Below are 11855 nucleotides of genomic sequence, written 5' to 3'. Positions count from 1 at the left end.
GCTCACCTGTTCCTTCCCCGCCGGTCCGTTACACCCGAAGACCGGCCAGATTGGCGCGGTACCAGGCCACGGTGTCGGCGATGCCACTCTCGATCGATACGGCCGGCTGCCAGCCGATCCCATTCAGCAGCGACACATCCAGCAGCTTCCGAGGAGTGCCGTCCGGCTTGCTCGTGTCCCACTCGGTGACGCCGTCGTAGCCGACCGCGTCGGCCACCATCTCGGCGATACGAGCGATCGTCTGATCCCGACCGGCGCCGACATTCACCTGCGTCGGGCCGTCGTAGCGTTCGAGAAGACACAGGCACGCGCGCGCCATGTCGTCCACGTGGAGGAACTCACGTCGGGGGCGCCCGCTACCCCAGTTCGTCACCCGGCCGGATCCTGACGCGACGGCCTCGTCGTATCGTCGGATGAGCGCCGGCAGCACGTGGGAATTTGTCGACGAGAAGTTGTCGCCGGGTCCGTAGAGGTTGGTCGGCATCGCGGAGATCCAGGGCAGACCGTGCTGACGGCGAACCGCCTGGATGTGCAGTATCCCGGCTATCTTGGCGATCGCGTAGGCATCGTTGGTGGGCTCCAGCGGGCCGGTGAGCAAGGAATTCTCCCGAATGGGCTGCGCCGCATACTTCGGGTAGATGCAGGACGAACCCAGGAACAGCAGGCGTGGAACCCGCTGTTCGACAGCGGCATCCAGAACGTTCAGCTGGATCTGCAGGTTCTCGGAGAGGAAGTCGACCGGGTGGGTACTGTTCGCCATTATCCCGCCGACCCGTGCCGCGGCGAGGATCACGACGTCGGGACGCACCGCGCGTATGAACGAGAACGTATCCCCCCGGTCACGGAGGTCGAGCGCGCTGCTGGTTCGACCGACGAGGTTTCGGAATCCCTGGCTCTGAAACTGCCGCCACAACGCGGAGCCGACCAGCCCGCGGTGTCCGGCGATGTAGACGGTCGCGTCCCGATCCAGCGGCGCGGGGGTGAAGACGGCCATCGGGCTACTTCCAATCCGCGAGCGCCGGACGATCGATCCACGACGTGCCTTCACATCTCAGTGCGGCGATGTCGGCATCGACCATGATCCGGGCGATTTCCGGGGCATCGACCTCGGCCTTCCAGCCGAGCTGATCGCGAGCTTTGGTCGCGTCCCCGATCAGCGAGTCCACCTCCGTCGGCCGCAGGTATCGGTCGTCGAAACGGACATGGTCTTGCCAACACAGGCCGGCATGATCGAACGCTCTTTCCACGAAATCCCGGACAGTGAACGAAAGTCCGGTCGCAAGAACGTAATCGGAGGGTTCGTCGGCCTGCAGCATCCGCCACATACCTTCGACGTACTCGGGCGCGTAACCCCAGTCACGCACCGCCTCGAGGTTGCCCAAGTACAGGTGACTCTCGAGCCCGGCCTGGATCCGGGCGACCGCACGCGTGATCTTTCGCGTCACGAATGTCTCACCGCGCCGGGGGGATTCGTGGTTGAACAGGATTCCGTTGACGGCGAACAGGTCGTACGCCTCGCGGTAGTTGCGGGTGATCCAGTACGAGTAGACCTTCGCCGCCCCGTACGGGGACCTCGGGTAGAACACCGTGGTCTCGCACTGGGGCGGGGGTGACGCACCGAACATCTCCGAGCTGGAGGCCTGGTAGTAGCGGCACTGGACCTTGGACTGCCGCACGGCTTCCAGCAGTCTGATCGACCCGATGCCGGTCGTGTTCCCGGTGTGCTCGGGTTCGTCGAAGCTGACCCGAACATGGGATTGCGCAGCGAGGTTGTAGACCTCGTCGGGTTCGATCGTGCTCAGCAGAGTGACCAGGCGTGCGCCGTCGCTGAGGTCGCCGTAGTGCAGGAACAGCCGCGCGTCCGGCTCGTGCGGATCCTGATAGAGGTGATCGATCCGGGAGGTGTTGAAGGTCGAGCAGCGTCGGATCAGGCCGTGGACTTCATACCCCTTCGACAGGAGCAGTTCGGCCAGGTACGAGCCGTCCTGCCCGGTGATCCCGGTGATGAGTGCCTTCTTCATGCGAACAACTTTCGTAGGAGTCGCGGGGATTGCTGCTCGGCCAGTGCGGATTCGGACTCTGGTTTCTCCTGTTGCCGGGCCTTGCGGCGCTCGCGAGGGAGGTCCACTCTCAGCCGTGTCGTCGGACTCTCCACCCTCTCGAACCAGCTCTCGCCGTCGTCGACCGTGTTGGCCCTGATGAACTCCGCAGGAGTGCCTCCGTAGATCCCCGGCGGTGGATCGAGTTTCCGGGACCTGCTGAGGGTCGACTCCGCGATCAACAGCGAGTATCGCGGCAGTGCAGCGCCTTTCAGCAGTAGGCAGTTGGTCAGAACCAGTGACCGCTCACCGAGGCTGACCAGACCTGCCGACTGGACGTTGATCGGCAGATCGATCTGGTGACTGAGGATCGTGGTTCGCTGACCGCCGATGGCTGACATGTCACCCATCTCGACGATTCCCGAACAGTCGATGTAGTGCCGGCTCGTGATGATCGCGCCGTCACCCATCACCAGCGCGCCCACGTCTATGTGCAGTTCCTGGAATTCGGGCGCACATGAGATGGTGTTCAACGATCCGACCGTGGCACCGGCACCCATGGTCAGTCGACGGAGAGACCGGATGAGGTTCAACGGACCGATCTGTGCGCCGTCCCCCAGGACAACGTGCCCGACGTTCATGGCCAGCACCGGTCCGATGCACGCCGTGGGGGCGATCTCGTGCCCGAACGTCCGCAGCAACCGGTTCTTCCGTGCGCCGGCGGGAAGGAGCCACACGAGCACCTCGATCTTGTTCACGACGGCTTCCTTTCGGTATCAGCGCGCCATTTCTCCTGCCCGGAGACCGGCAAGCTGTCGATGGGGTCGAAGAACGGGTAGACGCGCGACAATGCCTTGTCATCGGCTGCATCCAGCGCGGTCCGGTAGTTCTTGGTCCAGTACGAGATCCCCAGCTCACGGTCGTAATGGACGGCTTGATGAACCCAGCGTTTCCCGACGAACGGCACGTCGCAGACGATCCGCGGTGTGGCGAAGCCTGGCAGGTAACCCAGAATCCCCAGCTGTAGATCCTGCGCCTGTGCGAGCGAGGTTCGCCAATGCTCGGAATTGGGGATCATGTCGCACATGTAGAAGTAGTACGGGAGGATGTTCGCCTCGCCCTGAAGGGCGAAGCACAGATCCAGGAGGTCGTTCACGGTGGCGTTGACGCCTCGCATGAGCACGCCCTGATTGCGCACGTCACGAAGCCCGGCGTCGAGTAGTGCGTGAGTGGCTTCCGCAACCAGCGGGGTCACCGAATTCGCGTGATTGATGTGCGTGTGTAGCGCGAGGTTCACGCCGCGCGCGGCAGCGGTACTCGCCACCCGATGGACACCCTCGACCACATCGGGCTGCAACCAATGCTGGGGAAGTGTCGCCAATGCCTTTGTCGCCAAGCGGATATCGCGTATCGAATCGATAGTCAGCAACTCCATCACGAACGACTCCAGGCGATACCACGGAACATTCGCGACGTCACCCCCCGACACCACCACGTCGCGGACCGATGGTGTGGCACGTAGGTAGTCGAGCATTCTCTGTTGGCGATCGGCAGGGCGGAGGGCGAGTTTCGACTTGTTCACCGTCGGAGTCGAATTCCCCACGAGATCCATTCGGGTGCAGTGCCCACAGTATTGCGGGCACGTCGACAGCAACTCGGCGAGGACCTTCGTCGGATACCGATGTGTCAGACCCTCGACGACCCACATATCGCTCTCGTGCAACGAATCCCGCTCTGCATGCGGGTGTGATCCCCATTCCGATCGTCGATCGCTGAGCGCTGGCACCATGTACCGCCGGATCGGATCCGCGTAGAAGGCGTCGGTGAAAGATCCCGATCCCGGTGTCCACGCCGGCGCGATGGTGTTGAGCATCTGCGGGGGTACCAGCATCGACATCGTGGCCCGTTGCTGCTGGTCGGCGACAAGGTCGGCGTAGAAGCGCTCATCGAGCAAACCTCCCAGCACCGTACGCAATTGCAGGACGTTCTTGACCGAATGGGAGCGTTGCCACTGCGGGTTGTTCCAGTCATGCTCACCCACGTCGGCCCAGCCCGGGTACCGGCGCCAGTCCGGTTCGGTCAGTAGCCTGCGTTCGTAGCGGTAGGGCTGATCGACAACCGTGACGTCGTGATCGATGTGATGCTCGCCGAGTACGCTCATCGCAACGCACCTTCCATGTCGAGGGTCAATTCGGCTGCGGCCCGCTTGCCCGACCTGATCGCGCCTTCCATGAGTCCGAAGAACTCCAGCGAGGTCTCGGTGCCCGCCCAGTGGACGAGGCCGTGCGGTGTGGTCAGGTGGGGCCCCAGCTGATGCCAGTCGCCGGGTCCGAACAGAGCTGCGTAGCAGCCCTCGCTGTACTCTTCGGCCGGCCAATCCGTCACCGAGAAACCCGCCGGTTCGGGCAACTCCGGGAAGAGTCGACCGATGTGGGTCAGCACCGCCGAGCGCTGCTCGGTCGTGGACAGCGCGGTGAAAGTGCGCGCCGCGGCACCGGTGACGAAACCGGTGAGGACACCGACGGAGTCGTCGGCCGGTGAGTCGTCCACGGTGAACTGGACCGGCCCGTCGGTACTGGCCGACCAACCCGAGAGTCCCCGTCTGCGCCACAGCGGCGCGGGATAACCCAGATGCACCTTGATCACGCACCCGGGGGCCGTCGCCTCGGTCGCCCTCGGCTCGCACAGGCCGGGACGAAACTCCATTCGCTGTGCCAGCCGGGGCGGTACGGCGATGATCACGCGGTCGGCACGGAACGTGGACTCGGCCCCGTCGACAACCGAAACAGAGCGCACGACCACTTCATCCGCATCCTGCACGACCGCCACGACGGGTGCGTTCACAACAACGCGGGGACCCAACCGCAGAGCGATCGCCTCGCACAGCCGCTGCGAACCACCGGCGATCCGCCATCGTTGGGCGCCGCCTTCGAAGGCATTCAGGTAGCGCAGTCCGCCGCCCGATCGCAGATACACCGCCATGTGCAGAACAGAGATCGAGTGCGGGTCGGCTCCCATCATCTCGCCCAGGAAGATGGGGAAGAACTCCTCGGCATCCGGATGGAGGCGTAGCCCGGCGAGCCAGCGGTCGGCTGTCAGGTTGTCGAGCCGTTCGGCGTCCGTCGACTCCCACGGCGCGCCCGGATCGACACCGTCGATGACTTCTTGCAGGCAGTCGAACAATCCGCCGAGCGCGATCGGATTGAAGGGTGGCACCCTCCTGCCGGTCGTCGTCCTCTCTGCCGAGATGAGAAAGGCGCTGTCACCGATCATTTCGGTGGAGACGAGCGATAGACCGAACTCATGGACCAGGGCCAGCAACTCGGTATGCCGATCGCCGAGATAGGCGGCTCCTCCGTCTGCAACCGCATCGTCGAGTATCGGCACACCGACGATACGTCCACCCACCCGGTCGCGGGCCTCCACGACGGTGACCTCGACGCCCGCCGAAACCAGTTCACGCGCCGCGGTCAAACCGGCGATCCCCGCCCCGACGACGACCACTCGACGCGGCGCCGCGTTCATCGCTCTACCTCCGGGACGAGTTCGAACAGTCCCTCGGGGGTGGGCTTTTCGATGAAGTCCTCCCAGGTCAGCTCCACACCGAAGTCGCGCGCGATGGCGCTGAGCACCCGGGTGGCGAGTAGGGAGTCTCCGCCGAGCTCGAAGAAGTCAGAACTCGGCTCCACGTCGGTTTCATCGAGAACCCGGCAGAATATCTTGACGATGTGATCAGCACTCATAGGACGTGTTCCGTCGCCTTCTGTTCTGTTGCGGCACGATGGGTTCCAGCCCGATCCACCTTGCCGCTGGCGGTGTGGCTCAGGGCCGGGACGAATCGCACCCTGCTGGGTACGAACTGCTTGGGTAACCGATCGCGCAGATACCGTTTGAGGTCTGCCGGGGTGATGTCCTGCACGACAACCACATAGGCGATCAGGGACGTGCGCTCCAGACGCCGCTCGCCGACCACGACGGCACCGGCGATCGCCGGGTGCGTTCTCAGGTGCATCTCCACTTCGGCCGGGTGAATCCGGACGCCGAGCACTTTCAGCTGCTCGTCGGCACGCCCCCGCGCGTACAGCATCCCGTCGGGTCCGAGGGAGACGATGTCCCCGGTGTGAAACCACCGAGCCCGACCCGAGCCGTGATCTTCGACAGGAAAGCTGTCGGCGGTCACTTCCGGCATCCCCAGATATCCATCCGCCAGCGCCGGACCCGAGATCAGCAGTTCACCGTCGTCGCCGACCCGATCGACCACATGGGGCAGCCTGCGTCCTATCGGCGCCTCGGCGCCGGGGACGGCGATCTCACCTTCGGTACCCGGGCCTGCCAACTGCACGGCGTGGGTGATCATCGTCGTCTCCGTGCACCCGTAGGTGTTGAGCAGCCTGACGTCATCGAGACCTAGGTCGCGCCACTGCCGTAGGCGAGTCTCATCGACCCGTTCACCGCCGATGATCACCAGGCGGAGACCTGTGGGCAGCCCGGTTCGTTCTTCGTGCCCGGTTCGTTGTTCGTGCCCGGTTCGTTGTTCGTGGAGGTAGAGCACCAACTCATGCCAGAACGCGGTCGGCAGATCCACCACGGTGACTCGCTGTTCCGCCAGCATCCGGACGAATGCCGGGAAGGAGCCCCGGTGGGCCGCGTCGTCGAACACGAGGGTTGCGCCGCAGGTGATCGCCGGCATGATCTCCTCCAGGCAGGTGTCCCAGGCAAGAGAGGCGAACTGGAGCACGCGATCGTCGGCGGTCAGCTCGAAGAGCCTGCGCAACTCCCGGACCGTGGCGGAGAGTGCGCGTCGCGACACCACCACCGGCTTGGGCGCGCCGGTCGATCCCGACGTGCAGAAGACATACGCCGGATCGCCTGCCGGTACCCAGGACTCCGGCCTTCCGACGTCCTCGGCAACCGGCCGATCGCCGATGAACTCGACACCAAAGGCTGTGTCGTCCTTCACCATCGGCTCCGATGAGAAGACCTGACGGGCGCCGACCGTGTCGGCGAGGGCTCGCTGTCGTGCACTCGGAAGCGCCGCATCGATCGGGCAGTAGCAGGCGCCGGCCGCGAGCACACCGAGCATGTGCTCCACCACTGCGGGGCGATGGGTGACCAACACGCTGATGAACCCGGCGCGATCGTCGGGCTCGAGCAGGCGGGCCCGGTAGCGTCGCGCCGTGCGTCGTACCCGGTGCGCGAGCTCCTGATAGGTGATCTCCACCCCGTTGTGGACGATCGCTATCCCGCTCGCCTCGTCTCGGGCAATGCGGAGGAAGTCTCCGACCACATCGCCGGCGGAGTCAGCGTCGGCGGAGTCAGCGGCATTGACGTCGGCGACATCGGAAACAGCAGACATGATCTTCCTCCTGCACGTCGTGAGAGACGTAATGCTCTGGTGGAGTGGACTATCGGGATCGAGCACACAGCTGCCGCACAGGGCTGCCCCAGTACGCGCCCTCAGTACGCGCCCTCCTTGGCGACGACCGCCCGGAAGGTGCGCCACAAGATCACGAAATCCTGCATCATCGACCAGTTCTCGACGTAGGACAGGTCGAGTCGCACCGACTCCTCCCAGGACAGATCAGACCGCCCCGACACCTGCCACAGACCTGTCATCCCCGGCTTGACCAGCATTCTCCGCGCCACCCGGCCGTCGTATTTCTCGACTTCCTCGGGTAGCGGCGGGCGTGGTCCAACCAGACTCATGTCACCGGTCACGACGTTGAGCAGTTGCGGCAGCTCGTCGAGGCTGTAGCGCCGGATGAAGTTGCCGACGCGCGTCACCCGCGGGTCGTCGCGGATCTTGAACAACGCACCTGCACCCTCGTCGAGGTTCCGCAGGTCGGCCTTCAGTGCGTCGGCATCCTTCACCATCGATCGGAACTTCCACATCCGGAAGCGCCCGTTGCCGACACCCACGCGGTCGGCGCGGTAGAAGACCGGACCACTCGAGTCGAGCTTGATGGCCACTGCGATCAAGGAGAGGGCCGGCAGCAACGCGAGCAGGATGAAGATCGAACCGGTCAGGTCAAACGCCGCCTTCCGAAAGCGGTTCGCGCCTTCGTAACTGGGTTTGTCGATGTGCAGCAACGGCAGACCCGACACCGGGCGCACCATCATCCGCGGACCGGCCACGTCGAGGATCCCCGGCGACACCACCATGTCGACGTCCAGACCCTGCAGATCCCACGCGAGTTCTTGCATCGCGGTGTGTCCGAGCGCCTCGGCCGATGTGACAGCGACTGTCGTGGCGCCGGATTTCTGCACGGCCTCCCGCACATCGGCGAACGATCCCCAGATCGGAACCTTCGCCTCTCCTACCGACATCTCGCCGCGGCGGCCCTCCTTCATCGGAACACACACGCCGACAACGTGATAGCCGAGTTTCGGATTGATCATCAAGCGGTCCATCAGCGGGACCGCAGAACGCCGGCCGCCGATGACCAGGATGTGCTCGAGATTCTTCGACCGGGTTCGCTGGTGGGCGAGATGTCGTCGCCACAGCCAACGGGACGCGAGAAGCGCCGATGTGCCCAGCGGTAATGCGATGGCGAGGAACCCACGTGCGATGTTCAAGTTGAACAACAGGTCGAGTATCGCCAACACGCCGAAGACGGCGAAGGACGATGTCACCACGCGGCTGTACTCGACCGACCCGGCCCCGAGGATTCTCCTGTCGAATGCCTGAAAGACCTTGAGAGACAACATCCACGTGACAACAAGAGTGACCGAGACGATTCCGGCCGGGATGGCGGACGCACCATTGGGTTGTAGCGTGCTGTCGCTGCCGAAGCGGATCTGCTGCGCGAGCAGAACCGCGACGAGCACGAACAGCGCGTCGGACCACACGAGGCGAGTTGCATATAGGCTCAGCCATCCCCGTGAGTGCTCGCGGGCGGGCCACACCACGCCGAGGCGGAACGCCGGCCGTTCCGGTTGACCGACGGCATCGAATGCTTGACTACGGGCCATCGCTTCCTCCCCAGTGCAGTGCTTCGAGAAAACCGACGAAAGCTCACCGACCGTACGGACCGAAGCTCACCGATCCCGTCCGGAAGAAGGCCCCCCCAATTTCCTGACGAGTGCCCGTGAGCGTATTGGAGATCGAATGAGTCAACAAGGCTTTCGGCAACCCCCACTCCACGTTCGTTTGTTCGGGCTACGCGCATGGACCATTTTGTCCGAATCTGCTGAACAGCATGGTAATTCGTGTGCAAAGGAGAACGATCGTGTGCTGAGACACGCGCTGACTCCGCGATCGAGATCGGTAAACCATGGGTGGGTAAAGAAGTACCAATGAACCTGCGGTACAGAGTTTCTCAATCGTGATCTCCTCTACCCTGGCGGATCTGCCCCGCATCGAGGACGATGCAGAGACGGCATCGCGACAGTCGGACGCCGCGCCCTCGCACGAAACAGTCATCCGTGATTGATAAACCCGGCATCACGGTCGGATCCGCCCCGGTTCAACCACGGTCGCCGGCCAATGCCGGCAGCAGGACTCCTCGAGGAGTGCGCCGCCGATCAGGAAGGGAAACGAGGACCGACGGTTCGTGACAGTCAGTGCAGCGCTGTGCATTTCGGCGCTCCGCGCAGATCTGCCGGTCATGTGCGCCGGCCATTGCGTGTCGGCATGGCCGGGCGAATTCGACTTCCGGTTTCGGTCGCACGCGACCCGGCCAGACCTCGCTATGAACAGATCGCGTTCAGGTCGGCATACCGGATACGCAGTTGCACAACACAATTGGATCAGCTATGGCTGCGGAACGTGGGCTGGGAGGCCCAGGACATCAACGCGCGCGCCATCGTACACGGCGTTGACGATTCAGCGGTCCACGTACTCGACGATGAGCGCTGCGTGGTCGGAGAGCCGGGCGTGCGGTGATGGCTCCTTGTCGACCGTCACCTCGCGAGCCAGCCGGGCCAGCCCGGGAGAGGCGAGCTGGTGGTCGATACGCCAGCCGACATCCTTAACGAACGACTCTCCCGCCCAGCTCCACCACGTCAGCGGTCCGGGACGGTCGCCGTGGAGTGCGCGCACCACGTCCACCAGCCGGCGCGAGCCGGTGATCTCGCCGAACCAGGCACGCTCCTCAGGGAGGAAGCCCTCCATCTTGCGGGCCGCGCGCCAATTGGTGACGTCATGTTCGAGGTGGGCCACGTTGAGGTCGCCGAGCAGCAGGAACTCCCGGCCCGCCCGGCGCGCGGCGAGCCGGTTGCGCTGCAGTTCCCTGGCGAACCCGGCCAGAAAACGTTGCTTACGTGCGTATTTGGCGCCACCGTCGGGCGGCTCCCGCATCGATCCGGGTCGCTGCAACTCGGCCGGCAATCCGCCTTTGGGTAGGTAGATGTTGGCGACAGTCAGGGGCCGGTCGGCCAGGTCGACCTCGACGTAGCGCCCCTCGACTGCGAACGCCGAGAGCCCCCGGGCCTTGGGCGGATGCGTCATCCAGGTACGTACCGCGGCCGGCTCGTGCCGGGTCAGCACCGCCACTCCGTTTCGTCCCGGAATCGTGCCGACGTCGACCGATGCGACGTAACCGTCGAAGTTCCCGACGTGGTCGGCACCGCAGCGCAGTTCCTGCAGCCCCACGACGTCCGGCGACCGTCGCACGAGCCAGTCGTCGAATCCGCGTCGGCGTGCGGCCCGAATCCCGTTGACGTTGAACGACGCAACGGTGAAGCCCGCTCCCGCAACCTCAGACATCGCGCACGATCGGGGTCAGCGTCGGCCGCTTCGGCTCACGCCCGTCGCCGAGCGACACCCCGCGGATTTTGCGGATCAGCCACGGCGTGAAGAACTCCACCGCCCAGCGCGTCTCGCGAACCAGGACGGCCACCGGATGCGGCGTCGGAGCGGGTGGCAGCGGGCTGCCCCAGTCCGGGGTGCTGTCGGGCAGACCGAGGGCGTGCGCGGCGGCGTCGGCGAAACGCTCGTGTCCGAACGGCGAGGCATGCAGGCGATCCGACGACCATGACCGTGGGTCGGTCAGCACCGCCCCGGCATGGAGGTCGACGAGGAGGAAGTCGTAGATCGCGGCGAACTCGCGATTCATCTCGTTCAACTCCATCAAACGGGCTTCCTTGCGGGCCGCGAACGGAATGGTGCGAACGATGTTCGGGAAGGTCGACACGATGACCGTGGCACCTGAACCCGCGAGTTGCCGATAGATCGTGTCGAGGTCGGCGCGGACCTGGTCGAGGCGGGAGCGGCCGATCACATCGTTCATACCGAGCGGTGCGGCGATGAGGTCCGGCTCGAGTGCGAGCGCCGGCTCGAGCTGATCCTCGAGGACCTGCCGCGTCCGCTTCCCCCGAACAGCCAGGTTCGCGTACCGCAGATCCGGGTTGAGCAACGCCATCCGGTCCGCGAGACGATCGGCCCAGCCGCGGAACTCGTACTCCGGGTGCGGGTCTCCCAGCCCCTCTGTCTGACTGTCGCCGATGGCCACGAAACGCGAGTACTGCACGGCGAAGATCTTAGGACGCCGCATGCCGTGTCACGCCTCACGTACGCATTCGTCGAGAAGCCACACAACGAACCTGGCGGAAGCGGAGGGATTTGAACCCCCGGTGGTTTTACCCACGCTCGCTTTCAAGGCGAGTGCATTCGGCCGCTCTGCCACGCTTCCCTGACCAGCAAGGGTACGTCAAACACGGACATCGACCGTCACCACCCCGTGACCCGGAGCCGACAACCCGCTGACCAGCGAGACGGCATCACAGACCGGTTAGCGCTGCGTTGCCCGATCATCACGCGCTTTGCGGACGAAATCCGCGCATTCTGCATTTCGCGTCGCGAGGTCGGGCAATAGC

The 11855-nt window shown here is 64.6% G+C and carries 10 protein-coding genes and 1 tRNA gene; all 11 read right to left on the bottom strand.

What is annotated here, in order from left to right:
* Positions 1 to 28: 28 nt before the first annotated feature.
* A complete protein-coding gene (locus H1R19_RS01310; RefSeq protein ID WP_219850366.1) occupies positions 29 to 994 on the bottom strand; it encodes a GDP-L-fucose synthase family protein in 966 nt (321 codons plus the stop codon).
* Positions 995 to 998: 4 nt separating this feature from the next.
* Positions 999 to 2021, bottom strand: coding sequence for a GDP-mannose 4,6-dehydratase (gene gmd / locus H1R19_RS01305; RefSeq protein ID WP_188330864.1), 1023 nt, complete (start codon positions 2019 to 2021; stop codon positions 999 to 1001).
* Positions 2018 to 2797: an LbetaH domain-containing protein gene (locus tag H1R19_RS01300; protein WP_219850365.1), complete on the bottom strand. Its 780-nt coding sequence runs from the start codon at positions 2795 to 2797 to the stop codon at positions 2018 to 2020. Before H1R19_RS01300 ends, gmd begins: the two co-directional genes overlap by 4 nt.
* Positions 2794 to 4200: a KamA family radical SAM protein gene (locus tag H1R19_RS01295; RefSeq protein WP_219850364.1), complete on the bottom strand. Its 1407-nt coding sequence runs from the start codon at positions 4198 to 4200 to the stop codon at positions 2794 to 2796. Before H1R19_RS01295 ends, H1R19_RS01300 begins: the two co-directional genes overlap by 4 nt.
* Positions 4197 to 5564, bottom strand: coding sequence for a flavin monoamine oxidase family protein (locus tag H1R19_RS01290; protein ID WP_219850363.1), 1368 nt, complete (start codon positions 5562 to 5564; stop codon positions 4197 to 4199). The genes H1R19_RS01295 and H1R19_RS01290 overlap by 4 nt, the downstream gene beginning before the upstream one ends.
* Positions 5561 to 5782 (bottom strand): acyl carrier protein, encoded by a 222-nt coding sequence (locus tag H1R19_RS01285; RefSeq protein WP_188330860.1) that lies wholly within the window; start codon positions 5780 to 5782, stop codon positions 5561 to 5563. Before H1R19_RS01285 ends, H1R19_RS01290 begins: the two co-directional genes overlap by 4 nt.
* Complete coding sequence (locus tag H1R19_RS01280) at positions 5779 to 7395, bottom strand: AMP-binding protein (protein ID WP_219850362.1); 1617 nt, start codon at positions 7393 to 7395, stop codon at positions 5779 to 5781. Before H1R19_RS01280 ends, H1R19_RS01285 begins: the two co-directional genes overlap by 4 nt.
* 101 nt (positions 7396 to 7496) lie before the next feature.
* Positions 7497 to 9011 (bottom strand): sugar transferase, encoded by a 1515-nt coding sequence (locus H1R19_RS01275; RefSeq protein ID WP_188330858.1) that lies wholly within the window; start codon positions 9009 to 9011, stop codon positions 7497 to 7499.
* 853 nt (positions 9012 to 9864) lie between these two features.
* Entirely contained in the window at positions 9865 to 10746 is an 882-nt protein-coding gene (locus H1R19_RS01270; RefSeq protein ID WP_219850361.1) for an exodeoxyribonuclease III, read from the bottom strand.
* Positions 10739 to 11509 carry an SGNH/GDSL hydrolase family protein gene (locus H1R19_RS01265; protein WP_219851493.1) on the bottom strand — a complete coding sequence of 257 codons (771 nt, stop codon included), beginning with the start codon at positions 11507 to 11509 and terminating at the stop codon, positions 10739 to 10741. Before H1R19_RS01265 ends, H1R19_RS01270 begins: the two co-directional genes overlap by 8 nt.
* A 74-nt stretch (positions 11510 to 11583) precedes the next feature.
* Positions 11584 to 11671: transfer RNA gene (locus H1R19_RS01260), tRNA-Ser, on the bottom strand.
* Positions 11672 to 11855 lie beyond the last annotated feature (184 nt).

It is taken from the genome of Gordonia jinghuaiqii (assembly GCF_014041935.1).
Classification (GTDB): Bacteria; Actinomycetota; Actinomycetes; order Mycobacteriales; family Mycobacteriaceae; genus Gordonia; species Gordonia jinghuaiqii.
This window is presented reverse-complemented; position numbering and strand designations above follow the sequence as displayed.